We start from the raw sequence: 25,047 nt of genomic DNA, 5'->3' as shown, positions 1-25,047 counted from the left end.
ATGCCCGAAGTCGGTGGCAAGACAATCGAAGTTCTCTTTAGCCCGGACGAGATTGCCGGTCGCAATCTCGAGCTCGCCAAGGCCATTGCTGAACGCAAGTTCCACAACCTGCTGACGATTTCGATCCTGAAGGGCTCCTTCATCTTTGCAGCCGACCTCATCCGCGCAATGCATGATGCGGGCGTGGAGCCCGATGTCGAATTCATCACGGTTTCAAGCTACGGCAAGGGCACGACAAGCGCCGAAGTTCGTCTTCTGCGCGATATCGACAGCGATGTTCGCGACCGCGATGTACTGCTGATCGATGATATTCTGGAGTCTGGAAAGACACTGAAATTCGTTCGCGAACTTATGCTGGAACGCGGAGCGCGGAGCGTCAGCATTGCTGTTCTTCTCGACAAGAGCGTGCGCCGCAAAGTCGATCTTGATGCCGATTTCGTGGCTTTCGAATGCCCCGACTATTTTGTCGTCGGTTATGGCATGGACGTTGGGCACGCCTTCCGCCAGTTGCCCTTTGTCGGTCGTGTGATGGATTAAGGCTCCGGCCTGCTTCTCAATCGAACTTCAGCAGGCGCTGCAGATATTCCTTTTCCATCTGCGGCGTCAGCGCATTACCAAGTTTGCGGCGGATTTCATCGAGAATTTCACGCGCGCGCTGAATATCGATTTCACCTGGAATCTTGACGTCATCGTTGAGGCCGCTGTCGCCGGTACCTTGCTGGCGCCCAAGCGGGTCCCTTCCCCGACTGCCATTGGCGCCACTTTGCCCCTGACCTTGCTGGCCCATGGCTTGCTGCATTTTCTGCATCATGTCGCGCCCGCCGCGACGCAGTGCATCGAGTGCGCTGCCCTGCTGGTCGCTTGCTTCGGCACCTTCGCTGCGGCCCAACGCATCAGTGGCGTTGCCCATTGATTTTCCGGCATCCGAAAAATCCTTGCCGGGTTCAATACCCATGCCTTTCAAATCGTCCATCAGTTTTTGCAGATCGGATTGAAGGTCCTTTTGCTGCTGCTGCAGCTTGCGCATGGTTTCCGCCATATCGGGTGGCACATCGCCTTTCCCGCCCTGACCGTTCTCGCTCTGGCCGTTTTCGGTTTCACCGCCCGGCTGTCCGCCGCCCATGGAACCGTCATCACCCGGGAACATGTTGTCGCCGAATTCGCCCTCACCATCGCTGCCACCGAATTGGCGTTGCATCTTCTGATCGAGATCGAAGGTTTCGTTCATCGTCTTTTGCTGGCGTTGCATCAGTTCGCCGAGCTTGTTCATCTGCTGCTGCATCTGGCCTTGTTGGCCCTGCTGACCTTGCCCCTGACCTTGCTGGCCCTGTTGCATCTGTCCCATCTGCAGATTGTTCATCAGGTTCTGCAATTGCGACAGCAGTTCTTCCGCCTGATCGCGTGAGCCCTGACGCGCGAGATTTTCGATCTGGTCCATCATGCGCTGGAGGTCTTTTTCCGTCAGCATTCGCGCATTGGGATCGGGAGCGGCTTGGCGCGCATTGGGATTCTGTTGCTGGCGCTGGGCGAATTCCCGCAGGAAATCCTGCATCGCCTTGCGTAGCTCTGCCGAAAGCTTTTCGATCTCCTCTTGTGAGGCGCCGTTCTGGAGAGCGTTTTTCAGGGCCTCCTGTGCTTGCCGCAGGCGCTTTTCGGCGGCGGACAGATTTCCATCTTCGATGCCAAGGGCCACCTGCCACATATAATCCGCTGCATCGCGCAAGGCGTCATCGCTCCTGGCGAGACGAAGACGTGTACCAATCGTGACCAGACCCAGATAATGGGCTGCATTCTTGATGGTTTCGTCCGGGCGAAGCGTGATTGCCGACAGCATGTCGAGCACATGATCGCGTTGCGTCGCATCGAGCGCGAGGATACGGCGCTGTTCCGCAACGGCGCGGGCAAGTGGATTGCTGAAAGGGCGCTCGGGCAAAGTGATGATCTTGGTTTCGCTGCGGCCCGTTTGTCCGGCGGCGTCGGTTACGACCAGCGTGAGCGCAACTTTTTCACCTGCCCAAGGATGCTCGGTCAGGTCTTTCGACGTCGTGGCGTCCTTCACACCGCGGCGCGGCAGTGCAAGCGGCAGTTCCGGTGCATCGTAGAGTGGTGCGGCTTCCTCATCCTCATCATTGTTGAGCGGGATGATCTCACCTTCGGCCTTTACCGGCGCGTAGTCGTCCTCGATCTGATAGGAAAGTTGCAATGTGCCATTCAGCGCGTGTCCCGGCTCTTTCGTGAAGCGGATCGTTGGCGGATTATCCGGCGTGACGACAAATTTCCAGCGGGCATCGGTGCCGGAAAGCGCTATGGTTTCATCCTGCTGCAAATCGTAGCGGAAGTTGCGGCTTCCATCGACGACGGCCTGTTCTGCAGGCTCCTTCTGGTCTTCCTTCGCGTTTACCGGCTGTACGTCGCGGCGCTCGCCCTTCGCATCGGTCGCAGTCAGGCGTTCGGAACCGCCACCGATCACGCGGACCGACAGAATGCTGCCTTGCGGTACATTGATTGCGGCCTGTTCGCTGTCGTTCGTCGTGGTCAGGAAGACCGGAGCACGGCCGGTATAGCGCGGCGGCGTTACCCATGCATCGATGCGGGCAACGGCGGTTCCATTGCTTGGACGGATATGAAAGGCATCGGCAATGCGCCCGCTGTTTGGGCTGAGGCTGTAGGCGAAGGCGGTCATGAAGAGCAGGGCGACCACCGCACGAATGCCGAAGGGATCGTGTTCGGGAACACGCGTATAAGGCAGGCCGGATTGCAGGTTCTTGAGCCGGTCCGCCATGCGGCGCTGGTGTTCCCGCCACAGGGCGACAGCGAATGGATCGTGTTCGCCTGTTGCCATATGGCCTGTCTGGACGGAAAGCGGTTCGTGAACGAGACCGTTGATCGCCTCGATACGACTTGTGACGTCGCTTTCTGCTGGGGTGCGAAACCGGAACGGCAGATAAAGCGCAATGAGGGTGGCAATACCGAATAGCGTCAGCACGCCGATATGCAGCCAACGGGGCATCATGCCGAACAGGCCGAACCAGCTCAGGCTGGCAAACAGACCGACGAGAAGAATCAGCGGCAGGATCAGCGGCCAGAACCGCTCGAAGCTGATCGAAAGAAAGGCACGCAGACGCAGACGGCGCAGGCTGGCGCCATCGCCTGAAAACAGCCGCAGAAAAACATCCCGCGCATGACGCGGCGGGTTTTTCCTGTCGTTGCTGCTATCTGTCTGCGGGGCCGCCTTAGGGGCAGTCATAGGTCTCGTCTTTCGCGTCAGCCGATTTCGGTTCGGCTGACAGGATAACATGCATCATGGCAAAGGCGAGGCTTTGCCCCGAGATTTATGGGCCATGATAAATGTGGGCCATGAATAATTATGGTCGCGAGACCTATAACCATTCCGGTACGGAATCGAGCGCGAGCAGTTCTTCATAGGTACGGCGCGCACGCACGACATGATAACGGTCGCCGTCGACCAGCACTTCGGGGATGAGCAGACGGCTGTTGTAGGTGCTGGAAAGCACCGCGCCATATGCACCCGTCGTGCAGACGGCAATCAGATCGCCTGGAGCAGGCTTTGCCACTTCCCGGTCGAGGCCGAGATAGTCGCCTGTTTCGCAGACCGGACCGACAAAATCGGCACGAATACGCGGCGCATCATCCTTCGGCAAAGTGACAGGCTTGATGTCGTGGAACGCATCATAAAGCGTCGGACGAATCAAATCGTTCATTGCCGCATCCACGATGACGAAGTTCTTGGCGTCGCCTTCCTTGACGAAGATCACTTCCGTTACCAGAAGCCCGGCATTGCCGACGATCAGGCGGCCCGGTTCGAACACCGTTTTCAGGCCCAGCGGCTTGATGTGCTTGGCGACGATTTCTGCATAGGCGACGGGTAGCGGCGGAGGTGTATTGTCTGTGCGGTAGGGAATGCCGAGTCCCCCGCCAACATCGACGTGGCGGATGTTGTGACCGTCGGCCTGCAGTTCCTTGACCAGTTGCGCCATCAGGGCGAATGCATTGTCGAAGGGTTCGAGGTCGATGATCTGGCTACCGATATGCATATCGATGCCGACCACGTCGAGACCGGGCAGGCTCGCTGCGCGCGCATAGGCCTCACGCGCCTTGACGCGCGGAATGCCGAACTTGTTTTCAGATTTGCCAGTTGAAATCTTGGCGTGGGTCTTCGCATCTACATCGGGATTGATGCGCAGCGATACGGATGCGACCTTGCCTGCCTTGACGGCGCGAGCGGAAAGAATTTCCAGCTCTGGTTCGGATTCAACATTGAAGCAATAGATGCCCGCTTCAAGCGCGAAGTCCATTTCGTGTGGAGTCTTGCCAACGCCTGAAAAGACGATCTTGTTGGCCGGGATGCCTGCAGCAAGCGCCCGGCGGATTTCGCCTTCCGAAACGGTGTCCGCGCCGGCACCAAGCTTCGCCAGAGTTTTCAGCACGGCCAGGTTCGAATTGGCCTTCAGCGCGTAGGTCACGAGCGTTTCCATGCCGGCGAAGGCTTCGCTGAACACGCGGAAATGACGCTCGATGGTCGCGCGGGAATAAACGTAAAAAGGGGTGCCAACGGCCTGTGCGATTTCAGGCAGGCTGACATTTTCGGCGTGAAGAACGCCGTTGCGATGTTCGAAATGGTTCACGGGAATGCCCTGCAGCAGAAACTTACAACAGCTTGTCGAGGATGATCGGCTTGTCTTCCTTCGGTTTCGGCTTGGTGTGGCCCTGTTCGTCCGTCACGACGGCGGATGGCGGCGGCTCCAGCGGGCCCTTGCGACCGCAAGCGGCGAGCGTTGCCGCAAGCGCGGCGATCAGAAGCACGGAAGAAATGGCGGAGCGGCCTGTCATCAGCTTTGGTTCCCGAAATATATGATCTTGCTCTAAGTTTTGTCTTTACGCATGTCTTCCAAAACCGGTTCCCACTTTTGGAAGACATGCTCTAGGTCTAACTCATAATGCCCGAAAGTGGAATCATCAGTTCGACAGATGATTCCACATGACGTCATGTTGATCGATTATCAGGCCTTGGTGATGCGCTTCTTCCAGTAACGAATCTGGCGACGCACCTCCTGCGGGGCCGTGCCACCGAAGGACTGACGGCTTTTCACTGATTTCTCGACCGTCAGATAGCCGAAAATCGCATCCGTGATGCCCGGATGAATCGACTGCAGTTCCTCAAGTGAAAGCTTCGCCAGATCGACCTTGCGGCTTTCAGCCAGAGCGACTGCGCGACCGGTGACGTGATGTGCCTCACGGAAGGGCAGCCCCAGTTCACGCACCAGCCAGTCGGCGAGATCGGTCGCAGTGGAATAGCCTGAACCGGCCGCCTTTTTCATTGACGCTACATTGATCGTCAGGTCGCGCACCATGCCGGCCATGGCGGCGATGGCGAGTTCCAGGTTTTCAGCTGCATCGAAGACCTGTTCCTTGTCTTCCTGCATGTCCTTGGAATAGGCGAGCGGCAGGCCCTTCATGATGGTCAGAAGCGCGACCAGCGAACCGTTGATACGGCCTGTCTTGGCGCGGACCAGTTCCGCAGCGTCCGGGTTTTTCTTCTGCGGCATGATCGACGAGCCGGTGGAAAAGGCATCGGACAGCCGCACGAAATTGAATTGCGGCGTCGACCAGATGACGATTTCTTCCGCAAGGCGCGAAAGATGACCGGCGCAGATGGCGCCAAGCGACAGAAACTCCAGCGCATAGTCGCGGTCGGAAACGCTATCGAGAGAATTGCGGGTCGGTTCGCGGAAGCCAAGCGTTTTGGCGGTCATGTGGCGGTCGATCGGGAAGCCGGTGCCTGCAAGGGCTGCAGCACCCAAAGGCGATTCGTCCATACGTTCGATTGCGTCACGCACGCGCGACAGGTCGCGACCGAACATTTCGACATAGGCCATGCAATGATGACCAAAAGTGACAGGCTGCGCGGTCTGGAGATGGGTGAAACCCGGCATGACCGTCGCCGCATGTTCTTCGGCGCGTTCCAGAAAAGCTTCGATCAGATTCTTGAGGGCGGCGGCGGTCTTTTCCAGTTCCTGCTTCACCCAGAGGCGAAAGTCGACGGCCACCTGATCGTTACGCGAACGGGCGGTGTGGAGCCGTCCGGCGGACGGGCCGATCAGATCGGCAAGCCGCGCCTCGATGTTCATATGAATGTCTTCGAGCTTGCGCGAGAAGGTGAACTTGCCGTCCTCGATTTCCTTGAGGATGGTTTTCAGACCATCTTCGATTTGTCGATGGTCTTCTGCCGCAATAATGCCTGTCTTTGCCAGCATGGCTGCATGGGCGAGCGAGCCTTGAATATCCTGCGCATAGAGCTTGCGGTCGAAGCCGATCGATGCATTGATCTCTTCCATGATCGCATCGGGCCCTGAGGCAAAACGGCCGCCCCACATCTGGTTGCTTGATTTTTGTTCGCTCATGCTCATATGCCCCGAGTGACGGTTTGGCGGAATATTGGAAAGAAGTAACGCGACATGGCAGAAGACAACGAAAAGGCGAATTCCGAACAGCAGGCGAAATCGGGAAATCGCAAGATCGTCCTTCTTGCCGCCCTTGCCGGTGTCATTGCCGGTATCGGGGCGGTATACGTGATGGAGCGCCCTTCTGGCAATGTGGTTGCCCAGAATGTTTCGACGAATGTTTCAGCGGAAAGCGATGAAGCTTCGGCGCAATGCGTGTTGAAAGCGGATAAGCTTAAGGCACTTGATACAGCTGCGACCGGGGGCGTGGCGGCGATGCGTGCCGCTGAAAAGCCGATTTCCGTCTCGCATATTGCTTTCACAGGCCCGGACGGCAAGCAGATGACTCTCGGCGATTTTAAGGGCAAGACACTGCTGGTCAATCTCTGGGCGACGTGGTGCGCGCCATGCCGCGAGGAAATGCCCGCTCTCGACAAGCTCGAGGCCGAAAAAGGCGGGGCCGATTTCGAGGTCGTCGCAATCAACATCGACACCGGCTCGGATGACAAGCCCAAGGGCTTTCTGAACGAAATTGGTATCAAGAATCTGACGCTACACCGGGACGCTTCCATGTCGAGCTTCAACGAACTGAAGCGCAAGAATCTGGCCTTCGGCCTTCCGGTGACGCTGCTGGTCGACAAGGACGGCTGCCAGATTGCATCCATGAACGGTCCAGCACCTTGGGATAGCCCGGAAGCGGCTAAACTCATCGAAGCGGCAAAGAATCTTTAGCCTCGACAAACGACGAAATCAGTGGCTTGCTCCCTTTTCAAGAGAGGGAGCCGCCCATGAGCCTTGAAGTCTGGCTTGCATTTTCCGCCGCGTCCATCGTGCTTCTGGTCATCCCGGGGCCGACCGTCTTGCTCGTCGTCTCCTATGCCTTGGGTCAAGGTTGGAAAGCGGCTTTCCCGATGGCTGTCGGTGTCGCCCTTGGCGACTTTACCGCGATGACGCTTTCCATGCTTGGCGTGGGTGCGCTGCTGGCAGCGTCGGCAACCGTGTTCACCACCGTTAAATGGGCAGGTGCCGCTTATCTGATCTGGCTCGGCATAAAACTGTTTCGCGCTGGTGGAACACTTCATGCCAGTGCCCGACACGACAAGGTGCATCCGGCGCGGATGCTGGTTCATGCGTGGCTCGTGACAGCGCTCAATCCGAAGAGCATCACCTTTTTCGTTGCTTTTCTTCCGCAGTTTCTTAGCCCGCACCGGGATTTCCTCACCCAGATGCTGGTTTTCGAAAGCACGTTCCTCGTGCTCGCTTTTCTCAATGCCTTTGCCTATGCACTTCTGGCAACCCGCGCACGCCGCTTCTTCTCAAGCGAACGCGCGCTGCGCATTTTCAATCGGGCTGGCGGAACATTGCTGATCGGTGCTGGCGTCGCGACCGCCTCAATGCGATCAACCTGAGACGAAACCCGCACGTTTTAGCCGGACGATGGCAAGATCAAGTGCGGAAAGGAATGCAGAGCGGTCCTTGGGCGAAAATGGAGCGGGTCCGCCTGTAACTTCGCCTGCGGAACGCAAACTATCCATCAGATTGCGCGTCGCCAGCGTGTTGCCGATGGTGTTTTGGGTGTGAACGCGTCCGTTCGGTGCGATCACCGAAGCGCCTTTTTCGAGCGAGCGGCTGGCCAAAGGAATGTCGGCGGTAATCACGATTGCACCCGGTCGCGAATTCTCGGCAATCCAGTCGTCAGCGGCGTCGAGCTTGTCCGATACGATAACCCGTTCGACACGCTCCGCATCGCGGGGAATGGCAATGAAACTGTTGGCCACCAGCATGACCGGCAGATTGTGCCGTTCCGCCACGCGATAGATTTCAGCTTTCACCGGGCAGGCGTCAGCATCGACGAGAATGCGGATGGTTTCAGGTTCAATGTTCATGCCGCTTCATAAAATGCGGGCGGCTGTTTGGCAAATTCAACGCTGCGATCAGTTTTATGCGATAGGCGTTTGCCGCAAAGCGGTATAAGGCGGGCCGCGAAAGTGAGAGTTCTGCCATGGCCGCCCGTTTGTTCCCCGTCATGTTTGTCCTGCTTTGGGCCACCGGTTTTATCGGAGCCGGGCTTTCCATGCCTTATGCCGAACCATTTACTTTCATGGCGGTGCGTTTTTCCATCGCGGCTGTCATCATGACACTTTGGGCGCTAGCGAGCCGGAGTATCTGGCCGAAAGGCGATGTGCTTCTTCATGCGGCGATTGCCGGTTGTCTCATCCACGGCGTTTATCTTTCCGCCTTGTTCTGGGCCGTTCACCACGGCCTGCCTGCGGGAATGTCCGGTCTGGTGGCGGGCCTTCAGCCGATGTTGACCACGCTGATTGCGGCCATTCTTCTGGGAGAACGAGCGAGCGGGCGGCAATGGACAGGGCTTCTGATCGGTTTCTGCGGCGTCGCCATGGTGGTATGGCCGAAGTTTTCGGCTGGCAGCGGTGTCGATCCGAAAAGCCTGGCGGCGGCATTTTTGGCTGTGGTGGCGATCAGCACTGGCACAGTCTGGCAGAAGCGGTTCGGCACGGCTGGTGATCTCAAGGCCGGGACGGCGGTGCAATATATCGCTGCGGCCATTTTGACTGCTATCTGTGCCTTTGCTTTCGAAACACGCGTCATGATCTGGTCGCCATCGCTGATTTTTGCGCTGGTCTGGCTGACGCTCGCCATTTCTATCGGTGCCATTCTGGCGCTTCTCGTCATGATCCGCGAAGGCGCCATGTCGAAAGTCGCATCGTTGTTTTATCTGGTGCCCGGCACCGCCGCGATCATGGCCTATCTGATTTTTGGTGAAACGCTATCGGCAATCCAGATTGCAGGTATGGTGGTGACGACGCTTGGCGTTGCACTGACTACTTTACGTCGATGAGCTCGGGTTGTTGTTCGCGCTTGCGAAAAATCATGATCGCGGCGTTTATTTCCGCACCGATGATGAAAATTGCTGACAGCATATAGAGAAAGACGATCGCCACCATGATGGAGGCGAGGCCCGCATAGGTCGTTACATAGGTGGCGAAAGTTTCCAGATATTTTGCAAAGGCCATTGCGGCGGCAAGCCAGGCGATGAGCGTGATCAATATGCCGGGCAGGATATCGCCGAGGCTGCGCCGTCCGGCTGGAAGCCAGATATGCACCATGAACAGTGCCAGAACCAGAACCCCCACTGCCACAGTATAGCGCCAGAAGGCAATCGTGCCTGTGAACGGCGCTATATCGGGAAACCATTGTTCGGCAAGACGCACGGCAAGCGGGGCCAGAACCAGCAGAAAGCTGATTGCCATCAGGCTCAGAGTGCCGACGAGAACGAAGCCCAGACTTTGCAAGCGGCAGAAAATGATCGAGCGCTGGTCGCTGACGCGATAGGCTCGGTTGAGCGCGATGCGCAGCGCCTCCACGCCATTGGAGGCAAAATAGGCGGCTGCGATGACACTGAGCGTTAGCAGTCCGCTGCGCTGCACGGTCAGCACGTTCATCACTTCGTTGGCAATTGGGGCAGCGATGTTCGACGGCCACATATCGAAGATGACATGCACCGCCGTATCGGCGAATTCCTTGGTGCCGAGAAAGCTTGCAAGCGTGGTGGCAAAGATGAGGAACGGAAACAATGCCATCAGGCCGGAAAGGGCAATATGGCTGGCGAAGGCCCAGCCATCGTCCGAACTGAAATGACCGATGACATCATAGGTGATCTGACGGAGAAAACGTCTGATTTTTCGCATCCGCAGATTTGTCCCTCAAAGCCTTGGTCGGTATTCGATAGTGTTCAGCCGGTGTTTCAAGGCCTTAAATCTAGCATTGGTCTGCGGATTGCAAGGGCGGGACCCGTTTTAAACCGGAGCCGAATCAAGCAAGCTTGGCGAAACGGCAGCGGGAAACGAACATATGGCTCCGGCACAAACCGGTCAGAACCGACAGCGTAATATCATTATCACCGGCTGTTCCTCCGGTATCGGTGCCTATTGTGCCGAAGCACTGCACAGTCAAGGCTGGCGCGTCTTTGCGACCGCCCGCAAGGATGCGGATATTGCGGCACTCAAGGCAAAGGGAATGGAAGCCCATTATCTCGACTATACGGAGCCGCAGTCGATCGCGGTCTTAGCCGATGAGGTGCTGCGCCAGACGGACGGCAAGCTCGATGCCCTGTTCAATAATGGTGCTTATGCTCAACCCGGCGCGATAGAGGACTTGCCGGTCGAAGCCTTACGCCAGCAGTTCGAAGCCAATTTCTTCGGTTGGCACGACCTTACCCGACGCTTGGTTCCGGTCATGCGCAGGCAAGGGCATGGGCGCATCGTGCATTGCTCGTCGATCCTCGGTCTCGTGCCGATGAAATGGCGCGGTGCTTATGTGGCGTCAAAGTTTGCGCTTGAAGGGCTGATGCTTGCGCAGCGCATGGAGCTGGAAGGTTCCGGTATCGATGTGTCGCTGATTGAACCCGGCCCGATTGCTTCGCGCTTCACTTACAACGCCGCCAGCCATGCTAGAGCCAATATCGACATGGAAGCTTCGGTGCATCGCGAGCTTTACCAGCGCCAGATGGCGAAACTGGAAGGTGGCGGTACAAAATCCAAGAACAAGCTTGGACCGGAAGCCGTCTATGCTGTACTGCTTCATGCATTGGAGGCGCCGCGTCCCCGCCCGCATTATGTGGTGACGAGACCGGCGAAACTTGGGTCACTGGCACGACGTCTGATGCCTGCCCGCTGGCTCTACCGGATGCTGTCCGACCAGTCATGAGGTCAGGGACGGTGCGCATGGGAAGGAAATAAAATGGACGTTCTGTTCAAGGGCGCGGCAATGGTGGCCATGTTTGCTGTGGCCGTCGTTCTGATCATCGGTCTGCGCAACATGATGCGCGGCGGTGACGGCAATTTCTCGAACAAGATGATGCAGCTGCGTGTTTTCCTGCAGTTCATTGCCATCGTTCTGATCGTTGGTGCGATCTATTTTGCCCGCCAGAAAACTGGCCAGTAAATATGGTCAAGCTCAACAAGATCTATACCCGCACGGGCGACAAGGGCACGACCGGACTTGCCAGCGGACCACGGCGGCTGAAGTCGGACCTGCGCGTCGAAGCCTATGGCACGGTGGATGAAACCAATGCCTGCATTGGCATGGCGCGCCTTCACACCGGCGGCGAAGATAATCCTCATGCGCAAATCGATGCCATGCTGGGTCGTATCCAAAATGATCTTTTCGACCTTGGTGCGGATCTTTCAACCCCGGATGACGGCAAGCCGCTCGCCTATGAACCGCTGCGCATCGTCGCATCGCAGGTTTCGCGTGTGGAAGCCGATATTGATCTCCTCAATACCGATTTGCAGCCGCTGCGTTCGTTCATTCTTCCGGGCGGTTCGGCGGCATCGGCTGCATTGCATCTCGCTCGCACGGTTTCACGCCGGGCCGAGCGCCTGATGGTTGCGCTTGCCCGCGTCGAAGGAGAGGTCGTTTCGGCGGAGGCTTTGCAATATATGAACCGCCTCTCCGATTTCCTGTTCGTGGCGTCGCGAACCGTCAACGATAACGGCGCGCAGGACGTTCTCTGGGTGCCCGGCGCCAACCGCTAATCAGACGCCACGTCTGTTGCCCCAGATCAGCACGTGAAGCTGGGGCAGGACGTGCGCTTCGTACCAGCCATCCGCAATTACCTTTTCGACCAGCCATTCCATTCGCCGCATGATGCCGTCGATATCGATTGCGGCATCATGTGCTTCGGGCGGCGGCGGTGTGTGATTGCCGGGCTGGAGATAGACCGGTAGACCGGAATATTGACTGGCTACATCTTTCGCGAAGGCATAATCGGCATCGTTAAAGATGACGAATTTCAGCACCGTTCGCGGCGTTGTGCCTGCAGCCTCGACACAGGCCGCCAGCGCGTCGAAATCGGAGCTCATGCCGCTTGAAGGTGGTTTTGGGCTCAGTACCAGTGCGTCGAGCGCGGAAAACCAGTCTTGCGCGACCGATCCTTGGGTTTCCAGTGCAAAGCGATAGCCTTCGGTCTTGCCGTGCTCGATCAAGGGCCCCAGCGGTTGAATGGCCGGATTGCCGCCCGAAAGTGACACTGTTAGTGGCTTATTTCGGGAAAGTGTCGTCACTTCACCCCAAATCGCTTCAACACTCATCGCCTTCCACTCGTGGCGAAAGCGGCTTTCGACGGCGTGCAGGCTGTCGCACCAGACGCAGCGATAATCGCAGCCACCGGCTCGCACGAAGACGGTCGGCTCACCGATCAGCACACCTTCGCCCTGTATCGTAGGGCCGAAAATCTCTGCGATGCGTATTTGCTTCACGGTCTGTACTCGGCCCATGTCTTGGGCGTTTCACTGACCCGCACGGCGGAAATTTCCGGCCAGCGCGCATAACACCATTCGAAAAAATGCCGGGCAAGGGTTTCAGCCGTGCTCTGGTCGTGGCCCAGAACATCGTTGAGATGGCGGTGGTCAAAACAATCATCGATGTAGCGCTTGAACGGTGCCAGCTCATGATAATCACGGACAAAGCCGTGCTGGTTAAGATCGTCAGCCGAGAGCTCGACCTCAACAATATAATTGTGGCCGTGCAGGCGGGCGCATTGATGATCGTCCGGGAGGCCAGTCAGTTGATGCGATGCGGAGAAATGAAATTCCTTGGTAATGCGAAACATCAGGCGTTCCTCTTCTCGATTGCCGAGCGCCAGAAATCCGCATCTTCATAGAGGGTCGGGTCTTGGATGCCGGCGAGATGGAAGGCTTCGCGTCGCTCGACGCAGGTGCCGCAGCGTCCGCAGTGATGTTCACCGCCCTTGTAGCAGGACCAGGTCGCTGCAAAAGGCGTACCGTATTTTGCGCCGTCGATAACGATGTCGGCTTTGGATGCGTGCACATAAGGCGCGAGCAGTTTTATGTCTGCATAACCGTCCAATGCATGGTTCTGCATCGTCTGGAAAGCATCGATAAAACCGGGGCGGCAGTCGGGATAAATGAAGTGATCGCCGCCATGGACGGCAAGGGCTATCGCCTCGGCTTTTTGGGCAGCGGCTACGCCGAATGCTATTGCCAGCATGATCGCATTGCGGTTCGGAACGACGGTGATCTTCATCGTTTCTTCGGCATAGTGTCCGTCCGGCACATCGATATTGTCAGTGAGGGCGGAGCCGGTCAGGCTGGCACCGATGTTGGTGATATCGATGATCTGGTGGGGAACGCCGAGCCTTTCGGCGCAGGCTTTGGCCGAATCCAGTTCCTTTTTGTGACGCTGGCCATAGTCGAAGGAGAGGAGGGCGGTGAGTTGGTGTTCGGTTGCTATTCTGTAAGCAAGCGAAACGGAATCGAGTCCGCCGGAGCAGACGACGAGCGTTTTCATAAGTCAGGGTTCCTTGTTTTGACCGGGTAGGCTGCGACCGGATTGCGAGGCGTTACCTAAAGCATGGCGCATCGCTTGTAAACGACATGAAAACGGGAGGTGTCGGGTTGCTCGGTTTTGGAATGACCTCTTGTCAGAATAAATTGATTTTAATCGATATAGCGGCCTGTGCCTGATTGACGTGCACGTCAACCGTCTTTAGGTTTCGTGCCGGTTCCCGGCGGATAGGCAGCGCATTTGCGTCATAACCCAAGTTACGCTGGTGCCGCTTTCATGTCGGATTTTGACATGCGGGTGGGAGTTCACGGCGGCATAGTCGTGCTGCAAGAGTCATTGAAGAGGTAATCGCGGATGAAAGTCCTTGTCGCAGTGAAACGGGTTGTCGATTACAACGTAAAGATCCGTGTAAAGGGAGACGGTTCGGGCGTTGAGCTTGCGAACGTCAAGATGTCGATGAACCCTTTCGATGAGATCGCGGTTGAAGAAGCGATCCGTCTGAAGGAAGCGGGCAAGGTGACGGAAATCGTCGCGGTTTCGGTCGGCCCGGCACAGGCACAGGAAACGCTGCGTACCGCACTTGCCATGGGCGCCGATCGTGCGATCCTGGTGAAGTCGGACGAAACGGTTGAGCCGCTTGGCGTTGCCAAGGTTCTCAAGGGCGTGGTCGATGCGGAAAAGCCGGATCTCGTCTTCCTCGGCAAGCAGGCAATCGACGATGATTCCAACCAGACTGGCCAGATGCTTTCGGCCCTTCTCAACTGGAGCCAGGCGACGTTCGCCTCGAAGGTGGAACTGGGCGACGGTTCGGCCAAGGTAACGCGCGAAGTTGATGGTGGTCTCCAGACCATCGACGTGAAGCTTCCGGCTATCGTTACGGTCGATCTTCGTTTGAACCAGCCGCGCTATGCGTCGCTGCCGAACATCATGAAGGCCAAGAAGAAGCCGCTTGACGAGAAGTCGCCTGCCGATTTCGGCGCCGACATTGCGCCGCGTCTCAAGGTCCTGAAGACTGAAGAGCCGGGTGGCCGCAAGGCTGGCGTGAAGGTCGGTTCAGTTTCTGAACTGGTCGAGAAGCTCAAGGCCGACGGCGTACTCTAAAGAAATCGGAAGGGACGATATAAATGGCTATTCTTCTTATTGCCGAACATGACAATGCAACCCTTTCCGACCAGACGGCGAAGGCGCTGACGGCAGCTGCCCAGATCGGCGGCGACGTGGATGTTCTGGTTGCAGGCAAGGGCGCGAAGGCTGCAGCCGATGCCGCCGCCAAGCTCAAGGGTGTGCGTAAGGTTCTGCTCGCTGAAAGTGATGGACTGGAAAACCGTCTGGCCGAGCCAACGGCCGCTCTCATCGTGGAACTGGCAGGCAATTACGACACGATCATTGCTCCGGCAACGACCTCGGCCAAGAACATCCTGCCGCGCGTTGCAGCGCTTCTCGATGTGATGCAGTTGTCCGAAATCATGGAAGTCGTGTCGGCTGATACGTTCAAGCGTCCGATCTATGCGGGCAATGCGATCCAGACGGTGCAGTCGACAGACGCCAAGAAGGTCATCACCGTTCGTACGGCTTCGTTCCAGGCGACTGCTGAGGGTGGTTCGGCTGCAGTTGAAAGCGTCAATGCAGCAGCCGATCCGGCGCTGTCGAGCTTCGTCGGCAATGCATTGTCGGATTCGGACCGTCCGGAACTGACCTCTGCCAAGATCATCATCTCCGGCGGTCGTGCGCTCGGTTCTGCCGAAAAGTTCCAGGAAGTGATCCTGCCGGTTGCCGACAAGCTCGGTGCAGCGGTCGGCGCAAGCCGTGCTGCAGTCGATGCGGGCTACGCGCCGAACGACTGGCAGGTTGGCCAGACCGGCAAGGTGGTTGCCCCGGATCTCTACATCGCCGTCGGAATCTCTGGTGCGATCCAGCATCTGGCCGGTATGAAGGACAGTCGCGTGATCGTGGCGATCAACAAGGACGAGGAAGCGCCGATCTTCCAGGTGGCCGATTACGGCCTCGTCGGCGATCTCTTTACGATCCTGCCGGAACTGCAAAAAGCGCTTTAATCGATCAGAAAGCGGCGGGCTAGTCCCGCCGCTTTTTCATTTGGAAAGCCTTCTGATACGAAAGCGCTGTTTTGCTTTTCTCTGAATGAGGGCTGTATCCGTCTCGGGCAGAATTGGTATAGTGAAGCATTTCCAGCAAAAGTGCGAAGCGGTTTTGCGTTGGACAATGCGAAAAGACAAAGACAGAGCATTTCCAGCAAAAGTGCGAAGCGGTTTTGCTGGGGGTAATATGTAAGAACAAAAGTTAGAGCATATGCTCTCGGCCTCGGCTCTGTTGTGGGGCGGCTGAATGAAGGAGTTATGACTGTGGCAATCAAGACGGTAGGGGTGGTCGGCGCAGGACAGATGGGCAGCGGTATTGCTCATGTATGCGCGCTGGCCGGGTTCGATGTGCTTCTTCACGATGCGGCAGCGGACCGGCTGGAAAAGGGCATCGCCACCATCAATGGCAACATGGCGCGTCAGGTTGCCTCAGGCAAACTGCTGGAAGACCAACGCGCAGCGGCGATGAAGCTTATCCGTCCGGCAAATTCCATGGAGGATCTGGCGGGTGTCGATCTAGCCATCGAAGCGGCAACGGAAGACGAAACCGTCAAGCGCAAGATTTTTGCGCAGCTTTGCACGGTTCTGAACCCCGAAGCGATTCTCGCAACCAACACGTCGTCGATCTCGATCACACGTCTCGCATCCACGACCGACCGTCCAGAGCGTTTTATCGGCATTCATTTCATGAATCCCGTTCCTGTGATGAAGCTTGTCGAACTGGTGCGCGGCATCGCAACGGATGAGGAAACCTTCCGCAAGTCGAACGATTTCGTGACCGCGCTTGGCAAGACGGTAACCGTTGCCGAGGATTTTCCGGCCTTTATTGTCAATCGCATTCTGTTGCCGATGATCAACGAGGCCATCTACACGCTTTATGAAGGGGTCGGCAGCGTCGAAGCTATCGATACAGCCATGAAGCTAGGCGCCAACCACCCGATGGGGCCGCTACAGCTCGCCGATTTCATTGGCCTCGATACCTGCCTCTCCATCATGCAGGTTCTGCACGACGGGCTGGCGGATTCCAAGTATCGCCCGTGCCCGCTTCTGGTCAAATATGTCGAAGCAGGCTGGCTGGGACGCAAGACGGGTCGCGGCTTTTACGATTATCGTGGTGAGCATCCGGTTCCGACGCGGTAAGGCGCTTGAACTTTTGAACATGAAAGGCCGGTTAAAACCGGCCTTTTCTAATTGTGGCGACAATTCGCGGCCTGTGGAAAAGCTTGAACATCCTTACCATTAACTTACCCTTAACCATAAGGGTTCAGAGCTTATTCATCTTTGATTGTTAAAGTTTTCATTAAGATGTTCGGAAATGAACAACGTTTCAGAGCCCGGTTAGTCGGGACAGGACGGGCATCCATTCCGAACAGCATGTTTTTTGACGAAGGTGAAGACGATGAGCATTCTTGTTCAGCTGCGTGACAGCGTTAATGTCATCCGCGAGTTCGTTGCACCGAGCTACAGGCCCGAGCGCCATTATATGCGCGGGCCAGGCCCGGCTTGCGCCGCACGCACGCACCATTGATATGAGCGCTTAAAGCCTCCGTTTGCTTGGCGAACGGACCGGCATTTAAAAAAGTAAAGCCAGAACGGTTCACCGCTCTGGCTTTTGTTTTTGGCCACCGCGTGTGAGTGCGGATTATTCCAGACCTTCAAACAAAGCCGTCGAAAGATAGCGTTCGGCAAAGGACGGAATGATGATGACGATGTTCTTGCCAGCGTTTTCCGGGCGCTTGCCGATTTCAACAGCGGCGGTCAGAGCCGCGCCGGAAGAAATGCCGACGGGAATGCCTTCGAGACGGGCCAATAGGCGCGCATTGGCAAAAGCGTCTTCGTTGGAGACCTGAACGACCTCATCATAGATGCTGGTATCGAGCGTCTTCGGGGCGAAGCCTGCGCCGATGCCCTGAATTTTGTGCGGGCCGGGTGCGCCACCGGAAAGTACCGGTGAATCCTTCGGTTCCACGGCGATCACCTTGAAGGACGGCTTGCGCCCCTTGATGACCTGACCGACACCGGTAATCGTGCCGCCGGTGCCGATGCCGGAGATCAGGATATCTGCTTCCCCATTGGTGTCGTTCCAGATTTCCTCAGCCGTCGTGAGGCGATGGATTTCCGGGTTGGCCGGATTTTCGAACTGCTGCGGAATGATTGCGTTCGGGTTGCCTTCCGCAATGGCTTCCGCTTCCGCAATAGCACCCTTCATGCCTTTTGCGCCTTCGGTCAGAACCAGTTCGGCACCGAGAAGCTTCAAAAGCTTGCGGCGTTCCACCGACATGGTTTCCGGCATGGTGAGAACGAGGCGATAACCCTTGGCCGCAGCGGCAAAGGCAAGGGCAATGCCGGTATTGCCGGAAGTCGGCTCGACGAAGACTGTCTTGCCCGGCACGGCGCGACCGTCGCGTTCCAGAGCTTCGATCAGCGCCAGACCGATACGGTCCTTCACACTGGCCAGAGGGTTGAAGAACTCCAGCTTGGCCAGAAGATTGGCTTCCACGCCCTTTTCCTTGGCGAACTTGTCAATGCGCACAAGCGGTGTATTGCCGATTGTGTCGAGGATGGAATCGTAAACGCGGCCACGGCCTGCGGTCTTACCAGCTTGTGGTTCGTTCAGGGGCTTGTTCATGGCGTGATCTCCCTATTTGTCGCGCAAAGTTTAAGAGGAAACTGCGCAAAAGCATAGTTGGGTACGTGCGCCCGGCACATCAAGTTTAGAAATTTATTCTTTATAATTGAATAAATTGGAAGTAAATTCCATCATAATTGGGAGGGAGCGTATTAGCTTGGGGTAAAGCTTGATTGATCCGCGTCAATGCGTTGCGACGGGGAGGCGCGCATCATCGGGTATCAGGCAGCCAGGAGAACATGAATGTACAAGAACATATTGATCGCAACCGATGGATCGGAACTCGCTGAGAAAGGCGTCGACCAAGGCGTTGCGCTGGCCAAGGAAACAGGCGCAAAGGTTATTTTCGTGTCCGTGACCGAGCTTCTGCCATCCTATGGCATTGTGGTTGCGGCTGAATGGGCGTCGAGCCCGGCGGCATTTCAGGAATATCGCGAGGCTATCACCAAAGCGGCCACCGAAATTCTGTCGAAGGCCAAAGCCAAGGCAATGGAGATCGGCGTCAGTGCTGAGGCCGTGCATGTCGAAAATCAATCTCCGGCGCAGGGCATTGTCGAGGCTGCGAATGCCAAGAATGCCGATCTGATCGTCATCGCATCACATGGCCGTCGCGGCGTGAACAAATTATTGCTGGGAAGTCAGGCAGCTGAGGTGTTGTCGCTCAGTACCGTGCCGGTGCTGGTCATCAAGTAATCGACGGCTATGCGCGCCTCTTCCGGCATCGCAGCGATTTCTCTAAAAGGCATAACAACGCAAGAAGATTCCTGAATACCTCTGTTAAGCTCCTCCTGTCCGAATACGGACGGGAGGATTTTCTCAAGGAGGTATTCATGACTGCGCCACGGCCTTCAAAGACCATGTTGGGCAATCATCCGCTTCATCCCGAAACGCAGATGCTCAATTATGGCTACGATCCGGAGCTTTCCGAAGGAGCGGTCAAGCCACCGGTATTCCTGACGTCGACTTTCGTTTTCAAGACTGCCGAAGACGGACGCGATTTCTTCGATTTCGTTTCCGGTCGCAAGGAACCGCCTGCCGGTGTCGGTGCTGGTCTCGTCTATTCCCGTTTCAACCATCCCAACAGCGAGATCGTTGAAGATCGCCTCGCGGTCTATGAAGGCACCGAGAGCTGTGCGCTGTTTTCTTCCGGCATGTCGGCCATTGCCACGACGCTGTTTGCTTTTGCACGCCCGGGCGATGTCATTTTGCATTCGCAACCGCTCTATGGCGGCACGGAAACGCTCCTTGCAAAGACGTTTCTCAATTTCGGCGTTGAAGCCGTTGCTTTCGCCGATGGCGTGCACGAAGCCTCGATAGAACAGGCAGCCGACGAGGCTGTTCGCAAGGGACGTGTTTCGGTGATTCTGATCGAGACGCCTGCCAACCCGACCAACAGCATTGTCGATATTGCCGCCATCCGGCGTGTCGCGGAAAAGATTGAACAAAAGCAGGGGCATCGTCCGATCATTGCTTGCGATAATACCCTGCTTGGGCCGATCTATCAGAAGCCTCTCGACCACGGTGCTGATCTTTCGGTCTATTCGCTGACCAAATATGTTGGCGGGCACTCGGATCTGATTGCCGGGGCTGTGCTGGGTGCCAAGGCTGTTGTAAAGCAGGTCAAGGCATTGCGTGGTGCGATCGGTACGCAGCTTGACCCGCATTCATGCTGGATGCTGGGTCGCTCGCTTGAAACGCTCGGACTTCGCATGGAACGCGCCAACAACAACGCGCAGGCAATTGCGGAATTCCTGCGCGATCATCCGAAAGTGGAGAAACTGCATTATCTCCCATTTGAGGATGAGAATTCGGACGTTGGTGCTTTGTTCAAACGCCAGTGCAGTGGTGCGGGGTCGACTTTCTCCTTCGATATCAAAGGCGGGCAGGCGGCGGCATTCCGCTTCCTGAATGCGCTTCAGATATTGAAGCTTGCTGTCAGTCTCGGCGGTACGGAATCGCTTGCAAGCCATCCCGCCGCGATGACCCATTCGGGCGTTCCCGTCGATGTAAGAGAGCGTATCGGTGTGCTGGAATCAACGATCCGACTTTCCATCGGCATCGAGCATCCCGACGATCTGATTGCCGATCTGGCGCAAGCGCTCGAAGCGGCGTGACAAGAAAATTTGTGGTGGGATGAATGGTGCGGGTGGTCTGCAACTAATTGAAATTGCATTAAATTTCACCGTGTATCACTTGTCATCATACCCTTTGCGATGTAGTTATTTTCTCGTTTCGTTCTGTATCACGGCTTATGGCTAGTAATCATCTAACCGCAAGCTACGATAGGGGCTGTTGGAGGGGCTAATAAGGCGGGTTTCTAGCCTTTCCCCGGTAAGACGAGGTGACGCATGGGAGCCATAAACCGATTGAGCGCGCTGGCCGTCTCAAAAATGGGGCCTGGTAAATATTGCGATGGTGCCGGGCTGTATTTGCTGAAAAAATCTGAACGCTCAGGAAAGTGGGTTTATATTTTTACCCTTCACGGCAGGAAACGGGAAATGGGCCTTGGCGCGTATCCGGTCGTTTCATTGAAGTCAGCGCGTGAAGATGCCGAAAAATGGCGCGGTGTGGTTCGGCAGAACATTGACCCGATCAATGAACGTGAACGCCAGAAGCGTGAAGCCGCCCGTAATCTGCATTTGCTGGAAGACATAGCGAAGTCCGCCTTCGAGAGCCGAAAGGCAGAGTTGAAGGGGGATGGGGAAAATGGCCGCTGGTTCAGCCCATTAGAGCTTCACGTTTTGCCGAAGCTGGGCAAGGTCCCTGTTTCTGAGATCCATCAGAACGATATTCGGGATACTCTCGCTCCTATCTGGCACTCGAAAGCATCAACAGCAGAAAAGGCACTTGGCCGCTTGGCAATCTGCATGAGACACGCCGCCGCGCTTGGTCTGGACGTGGATTTGCAGGCCACGGAAAAAGCGCGCGCGCTTTTGGGAAAGCAGCGCCACACGGTCAAACATATTCCGGCCATGCCGTGGCAAGAGGTTCCAGCCTTCTATGCCTCCTTGACGGACGGCAGCGTCACACACCTTGCCATGCGCCTGCTTATTCTGACTGGCGTTCGCTCAAGGCCCTTGCGGTTTATTCACGACGACCAGATTGATGGCGACATTTGGACGATTCCCGGTGAGGCCATGAAAGGTGAGGAGGGGAAAACATCAGATTTCCGTATCCCCTTATCAACCGAAGCCATGAAGGTGGTCGAGGAAGCGCGTCGCCATGCACGTAGCGGGTTTCTTTTCCCGAGTATCCGCAAAGGCGTCATCAGCGATATGACGATGGCTGCTTTCATGGAGCGCGCGGACATGGACTATCGTCCTCATGGTTTCCGTTCCAGCTTGCGGGACTGGATCGCTGAAACCACGACAACGCCACATGACATTGCTGAAACCGTTCTAGCGCATACCGTCGGCGGTAAGGTTGAGCGCTCCTATCGACGCACTGATTTCTTAGAGCAACGGCGCGTCCTTATGGAAAGCTGGGGCCAGCATGTCACTGGTCAGCGTGGCAAGGTTTTGACGCTGGCGGTGATGTGAAGCCGTGCCAGGCAATCCGGCGGACTCAGACTAGTAAATGCCCTTTTGGCGGTATCCCAATTGATTCAAAGAGAGAGATAAATGATGAACAGTGTAAATTCTCTAACGCAACCCGCATCCACACTGCATGAAAATGCGGTGACGGCTGATGAAGCCGTCTACACGGTTCAATCGTTGCTATCGGTCTGCAAATTTGCATCTGAAAACGCCGATAACCAGAGTGCCATTGCCACCGATATATCGATGTGCCTTGAACACGCTGGAAAGCTACTTCTTGACGTGGGTGGGTTTATTGAACGTGTAAAAGGCTTGGCTGCGGATGGAGTGGCAGACCAGAGCGGTATGGCACCGTGAAGATTAAAAGGGTTAACGATATTAAAGGGATATCGGCCAGCGATGTTTCACATATTAAAAACTATAAATGGCTCAAGCCTGAACCGCCGGGCGAGGTCAGCTACGCATTTTTACATGATGGTAGTGTATTGGAATTTGGTCCCTCTAATCCCCCTGAATGGGTGATTTCTGACGTTCTTGGGGCATGCTGGGATGAAAAGGTAAATACAGACTCTACAACATTCATTATTGAATCAAGCATAGATGGACCACATTGGGAAATTAAAGCGAAGACACCATTTGAGCTTGCAATTCTTTTGGCTGTTCGTGGATTTCGAGGGAAAAAGCGAAGAGAATTCCTTTCATCCATCCTTCGGAGTTCGTATCAGCTAACTACTGATGACCGCAACATGTTGGCCGACTATCTGGATGGGAAGTATGACAACAAGGTTGGAAGACAAAGAAAAGATCAATCTGCTATTGAGATAGTTGGGCCGCCAATATCGGCTGAGCGCTTGGCCGCTGCACATGTTTTGGCAACAATGGAAGCACGCCGGAGTTGGGGTGAACCTGTACGCAATGTTCGATCCAAAATAATAAAAGACGTATCTGCCAGACTTGGGGCGGACCCCGAAGCTGTCACCGAACTCTTGCGTACGCGGAGAGGGTTATATACCCGCAAATAACTATTTATTTTTCTGCTGGTTCATCGTCCCCGTTTCTCTGGCACGTTCGCTCCATATCAACCTTTATGGAGATTAACCAATGCGAGTCGATACTGATCCCCTGTTGACTGTTCGTGAATGCACGAAACTTCTACAAATGAGCGTCCCCACGTTTTACCGTCGGGTAGCCGACGGCACATTTCCCAAACCAATTAAGATGGGCGCTCTTTCGCGCTGGTCGCAGGCGGAAATTATTGCGGCAATCGAGGACGCCAAGTCGAAACGCCAAGCTGCATAAAAAAGGCCCCGCCAGGTAAGGGCGAGGCCGTCAGGTTTCAAAGCTTCAAATCAACGATAACCTGCCCCGTCCTTTCGTTCAATTCGAAAGGTCATGATATGACGCTCCCGAATAAATTTTTTTCACCTGCTATCTTAGCTATCGTAAAACACGTGCGCAAATCTGAGGCGGAAGTGCTCAGGATGCTGCATATGCTTCGCAGTCATGAAAAGCGCAGGAAGGCCCGTTTCGGGTCATTGGACGGCGGGGAATGAGTTCAACGCCTTTCATGCAGCTTTATGTCTCGGATTATCTGGGCGACACCATGCACCTGACGACGGAGCAGCATGGTGCGTATTTACTCCTCCTCATGACCATGTGGCGGCACGGCGGAACATTGCCAAATGCCCCCCTAAAGCTAGCTCGCATTGCACGCGTTACGCCTCGCAGATGGCATCTGATCTCTGCCGAAGTGATGGAATTTTTCGATGTCGATGGCGCTCTGATCAGCCAAAGAAGGCTCGTTCAGGAATACAAAAAAGTGGTTTCGATAAGTCAGAAACGGAGCGCCAGCGCAAAACGCGGAGCTCAAGCTAAGTTATTGAAAAATAACAATGCGCCTCAAGCAATTGCTGAGCAAATGCCTAAGCATAGTCAGAAACCATATATAGATACATCCTCATTTCATTCAGATGTATCAGCGCAACCGCAAAAAAAAACGTCCGTCAAAAGCGAATTGGAACGCGTTCTCGATGCCGATCATGCGCAGGCTGTGATCGATCATCGCAACCGTCTTCGAAAGCCTCTTACCACTCATGCGGCCAAGCTGCTCGCGGGGAAGCTGGATCGCTGTCCAGACGCCAATGCCGCCGCCGACATCATGATCGAAAGAGGCTGGCAGGCGATTGATCCTCAATGGATCGAGAACTTAACCGCGTCTCATGGCCATGCGCCGCCACAGCAGCCCAGCCTTGCCGACGCCTTCAGACAACTGACAGAAAAGCTCCAGCAACAGGGCGAATATAATGGCGGACCCACGATTGAAGGAAGCAACCAACATCGAGATTTCAACGGCTCTGGAGAAACTATTCTGCGCTCTGATGCCGAAAAAAGGCAGCGTCAACGACTTGATGGAATCCTACCTAATTGCCTGCCGCAAATCGACCAGGCACTCGATTGAAGCTGTCGTAATTCGCATTATTCGTGGCGAGATAGAAGGTTTGTCGAAGGTTTTTGCGCCAAGCCCGGCTGAACTTTCGGTAGCCATTCGGGAGGAAATGGCATCCGTCGCGAAGCAGATCGAATTAGAACGTGGCCGGACGAGGATCGAGGATAACCGTCCTATGCCTGCCAAGCGTCCGAACGTGCTTGAGCTTGTAGAGGACGAACGGGCGAGGATGAAGGCGGAAGGACGTGCACTGTTGATGCGGTTCGAAAGCTTCGACGAGTTCATCCAGTGGGTTCGACGGAACAGGCTTCCAAAGAATTGGCACCGTACCCACACCTATGAACTGTACGGGCCGCCTGGATCTGCTTTCGATACGACTGCTGGCAAGCCTGTTGCTGAGGTGAAGGTCGTTCAGGAGAACGACCATGTCCAGCACGACACAGCTGCCGACGCTGCACGCGCCAGGCTTGATGCTTTGGAAAAGGGTGAACGCAACAATTTCCAAGATGCATCGCGCGGCACAATTTACCGGTAGCCTACTCCTGCACCA

At 55.9% G+C, this 25,047-nt stretch carries 29 protein-coding genes; 19 read left to right on the top strand and 10 right to left on the bottom strand.

What is annotated here, in order from left to right:
* Window positions 1–537, top strand: a complete 537-nt coding sequence (gene hpt, locus FG152_RS03140) for a hypoxanthine phosphoribosyltransferase (protein WP_010657532.1) — start codon at window positions 1–3, stop codon at window positions 535–537.
* 16 nt (window positions 538–553) lie between these two features.
* Here the strand turns inward: hpt and FG152_RS03135 are convergent, their stop codons facing one another.
* The 4 genes from FG152_RS03135 to argH form a co-directional block, all read right to left on the bottom strand.
* Window positions 554–3,247, bottom strand: coding sequence for a TIGR02302 family protein (locus FG152_RS03135; RefSeq protein WP_010657531.1), 2,694 nt, complete (start codon window positions 3,245–3,247; stop codon window positions 554–556).
* A gap of 133 nt (window positions 3,248–3,380) precedes the next feature.
* A complete protein-coding gene (gene lysA / locus FG152_RS03130) occupies window positions 3,381–4,646 on the bottom strand; it encodes a diaminopimelate decarboxylase (RefSeq protein WP_036584694.1) in 1,266 nt (421 codons plus the stop codon).
* A gap of 22 nt (window positions 4,647–4,668) precedes the next feature.
* Complete coding sequence (gene lptM, locus FG152_RS03125; RefSeq protein ID WP_006467922.1) at window positions 4,669–4,851, bottom strand: LPS translocon maturation chaperone LptM; 183 nt, start codon at window positions 4,849–4,851, stop codon at window positions 4,669–4,671.
* Between the two features lie 170 nt (window positions 4,852–5,021).
* Window positions 5,022–6,422 (bottom strand): argininosuccinate lyase, encoded by a 1,401-nt coding sequence (argH, locus tag FG152_RS03120; RefSeq protein ID WP_010657529.1) that lies wholly within the window; start codon window positions 6,420–6,422, stop codon window positions 5,022–5,024.
* Between the two features lie 54 nt (window positions 6,423–6,476).
* On the opposite strand from argH, the gene tlpA reads away from it, so the two are divergent.
* Both tlpA and FG152_RS03110 read left to right on the top strand, forming a co-directional pair.
* Complete coding sequence (gene tlpA / locus FG152_RS03115) at window positions 6,477–7,193, top strand: thiol:disulfide interchange protein TlpA (protein WP_029929736.1); 717 nt, start codon at window positions 6,477–6,479, stop codon at window positions 7,191–7,193.
* Window positions 7,194–7,249: 56 nt separating this feature from the next.
* On the top strand, window positions 7,250–7,870 hold the full coding sequence (locus FG152_RS03110) for a LysE family translocator (protein WP_010657527.1): 621 nt from the start codon (window positions 7,250–7,252) through the stop codon (window positions 7,868–7,870).
* On the opposite strand, the gene FG152_RS03105 is transcribed toward FG152_RS03110, so the two are convergent.
* The gene (locus FG152_RS03105; RefSeq protein WP_010657526.1) at window positions 7,862–8,347 is read right to left on the bottom strand and encodes a YaiI/YqxD family protein; all 486 of its coding nucleotides are present in this window, start codon (window positions 8,345–8,347) and stop codon (window positions 7,862–7,864) included. The two genes, FG152_RS03110 and FG152_RS03105, sit on opposite strands and share 9 nt — an antisense overlap.
* 116 nt (window positions 8,348–8,463) lie before the next feature.
* On the opposite strand from FG152_RS03105, the gene FG152_RS03100 reads away from it, so the two are divergent.
* A complete protein-coding gene (locus tag FG152_RS03100; RefSeq protein ID WP_010657525.1) occupies window positions 8,464–9,321 on the top strand; it encodes a DMT family transporter in 858 nt (285 codons plus the stop codon).
* Here the strand turns inward: FG152_RS03100 and FG152_RS03095 are convergent.
* Window positions 9,305–10,171, bottom strand: a complete 867-nt coding sequence (locus FG152_RS03095; protein WP_010657524.1) for a YihY/virulence factor BrkB family protein — start codon at window positions 10,169–10,171, stop codon at window positions 9,305–9,307. The genes FG152_RS03100 and FG152_RS03095 overlap by 17 nt on opposite strands.
* Window positions 10,172–10,334: 163 nt before the next feature.
* On the opposite strand from FG152_RS03095, the gene FG152_RS03090 reads away from it, so the two are divergent.
* From FG152_RS03090 to FG152_RS03080, 3 genes are read left to right on the top strand one after another with little or no spacing between them, the layout of a single operon-like run.
* Entirely contained in the window at window positions 10,335–11,189 is an 855-nt protein-coding gene (locus FG152_RS03090; RefSeq protein WP_010657523.1) for an SDR family oxidoreductase, read from the top strand.
* 33 nt (window positions 11,190–11,222) lie between these two features.
* On the top strand, window positions 11,223–11,426 hold the full coding sequence (locus FG152_RS03085) for a twin transmembrane helix small protein (RefSeq protein WP_010657522.1): 204 nt from the start codon (window positions 11,223–11,225) through the stop codon (window positions 11,424–11,426).
* A 2-nt stretch (window positions 11,427–11,428) separates the two neighbouring features.
* Window positions 11,429–12,019 (top strand): cob(I)yrinic acid a,c-diamide adenosyltransferase, encoded by a 591-nt coding sequence (locus FG152_RS03080; protein WP_010657521.1) that lies wholly within the window; start codon window positions 11,429–11,431, stop codon window positions 12,017–12,019.
* Here FG152_RS03080 and queE read toward each other — a convergent pair whose 3' ends face one another.
* From queE to queC, 3 genes are read right to left on the bottom strand one after another with little or no spacing between them, the layout of a single operon-like run.
* Window positions 12,020–12,760 carry a 7-carboxy-7-deazaguanine synthase QueE gene (queE, locus tag FG152_RS03075; RefSeq protein WP_029375799.1) on the bottom strand — a complete coding sequence of 247 codons (741 nt, stop codon included), beginning with the start codon at window positions 12,758–12,760 and terminating at the stop codon, window positions 12,020–12,022.
* Window positions 12,739–13,095, bottom strand: coding sequence for a 6-carboxytetrahydropterin synthase QueD (gene queD / locus FG152_RS03070; protein ID WP_010657519.1), 357 nt, complete (start codon window positions 13,093–13,095; stop codon window positions 12,739–12,741). The genes queE and queD overlap by 22 nt, the downstream gene beginning before the upstream one ends.
* Window positions 13,095–13,793, bottom strand: coding sequence for a 7-cyano-7-deazaguanine synthase QueC (queC, locus tag FG152_RS03065; protein WP_010657518.1), 699 nt, complete (start codon window positions 13,791–13,793; stop codon window positions 13,095–13,097). The genes queD and queC overlap by 1 nt, the downstream gene beginning before the upstream one ends.
* 351 nt (window positions 13,794–14,144) lie before the next feature.
* Here queC and FG152_RS03060 point away from each other — a divergent pair, with 351 nt between their 5' ends.
* From FG152_RS03060 to FG152_RS03045, 4 genes are all read left to right on the top strand, one after another.
* On the top strand, window positions 14,145–14,891 hold the full coding sequence (locus FG152_RS03060; RefSeq protein ID WP_010657517.1) for an electron transfer flavoprotein subunit beta/FixA family protein: 747 nt from the start codon (window positions 14,145–14,147) through the stop codon (window positions 14,889–14,891).
* A gap of 23 nt (window positions 14,892–14,914) precedes the next feature.
* Window positions 14,915–15,844, top strand: a complete 930-nt coding sequence (locus tag FG152_RS03055) for an electron transfer flavoprotein subunit alpha/FixB family protein (RefSeq protein WP_010657516.1) — start codon at window positions 14,915–14,917, stop codon at window positions 15,842–15,844.
* 306 nt (window positions 15,845–16,150) lie between these two features.
* On the top strand, window positions 16,151–17,026 hold the full coding sequence (locus FG152_RS03050; protein WP_029375798.1) for a 3-hydroxybutyryl-CoA dehydrogenase: 876 nt from the start codon (window positions 16,151–16,153) through the stop codon (window positions 17,024–17,026).
* Window positions 17,027–17,285: 259 nt separating this feature from the next.
* Window positions 17,286–17,414 (top strand): hypothetical protein, encoded by a 129-nt coding sequence (locus tag FG152_RS03045; RefSeq protein WP_255362115.1) that lies wholly within the window; start codon window positions 17,286–17,288, stop codon window positions 17,412–17,414.
* Window positions 17,415–17,528: 114 nt separating this feature from the next.
* Here the strand turns inward: FG152_RS03045 and cysK are convergent, their stop codons facing one another.
* Window positions 17,529–18,515 (bottom strand): cysteine synthase A, encoded by a 987-nt coding sequence (gene cysK / locus FG152_RS03040; protein WP_010657514.1) that lies wholly within the window; start codon window positions 18,513–18,515, stop codon window positions 17,529–17,531.
* Between the two features lie 243 nt (window positions 18,516–18,758).
* On the opposite strand from cysK, the gene FG152_RS03035 reads away from it, so the two are divergent.
* The 8 genes from FG152_RS03035 to FG152_RS03000 all read left to right on the top strand — a co-directional run bounded on the left by FG152_RS03035 (window position 18,759) and on the right by FG152_RS03000 (window position 25,032).
* Complete coding sequence (locus FG152_RS03035) at window positions 18,759–19,208, top strand: universal stress protein (RefSeq protein WP_010657513.1); 450 nt, start codon at window positions 18,759–18,761, stop codon at window positions 19,206–19,208.
* Window positions 19,209–19,345: 137 nt separating this feature from the next.
* Window positions 19,346–20,629 (top strand): cystathionine gamma-synthase family protein, encoded by a 1,284-nt coding sequence (locus FG152_RS03030; protein WP_010657512.1) that lies wholly within the window; start codon window positions 19,346–19,348, stop codon window positions 20,627–20,629.
* Between the two features lie 234 nt (window positions 20,630–20,863).
* On the top strand, window positions 20,864–22,054 hold the full coding sequence (locus FG152_RS03025) for a tyrosine-type recombinase/integrase (RefSeq protein ID WP_123218535.1): 1,191 nt from the start codon (window positions 20,864–20,866) through the stop codon (window positions 22,052–22,054).
* Between the two features lie 81 nt (window positions 22,055–22,135).
* The gene (locus FG152_RS03020; RefSeq protein WP_025199920.1) at window positions 22,136–22,408 is read left to right on the top strand and encodes a hypothetical protein; all 273 of its coding nucleotides are present in this window, start codon (window positions 22,136–22,138) and stop codon (window positions 22,406–22,408) included.
* Window positions 22,405–23,073 (top strand): hypothetical protein, encoded by a 669-nt coding sequence (locus tag FG152_RS03015; RefSeq protein WP_123218537.1) that lies wholly within the window; start codon window positions 22,405–22,407, stop codon window positions 23,071–23,073. Before FG152_RS03020 ends, FG152_RS03015 begins: the two co-directional genes overlap by 4 nt.
* A 79-nt stretch (window positions 23,074–23,152) precedes the next feature.
* On the top strand, window positions 23,153–23,350 hold the full coding sequence (locus FG152_RS03010; RefSeq protein WP_008934947.1) for a helix-turn-helix transcriptional regulator: 198 nt from the start codon (window positions 23,153–23,155) through the stop codon (window positions 23,348–23,350).
* A gap of 250 nt (window positions 23,351–23,600) precedes the next feature.
* A complete protein-coding gene (locus tag FG152_RS03005) occupies window positions 23,601–24,509 on the top strand; it encodes a YdaU family protein (RefSeq protein ID WP_498985247.1) in 909 nt (302 codons plus the stop codon).
* Window positions 24,460–25,032: a hypothetical protein gene (locus FG152_RS03000; protein WP_498985432.1), complete on the top strand. Its 573-nt coding sequence runs from the start codon at window positions 24,460–24,462 to the stop codon at window positions 25,030–25,032. Before FG152_RS03005 ends, FG152_RS03000 begins: the two co-directional genes overlap by 50 nt.
* Window positions 25,033–25,047 lie beyond the last annotated feature (15 nt).

This window comes from Ochrobactrum sp. XJ1, assembly GCF_024701725.1.
Taxonomy (GTDB): domain Bacteria; phylum Pseudomonadota; class Alphaproteobacteria; order Rhizobiales; family Rhizobiaceae; genus Brucella; species Brucella anthropi.
Note: the sequence above shows the minus strand (reverse complement) of the source record. Positions and strands in the feature narration are given on the sequence as shown.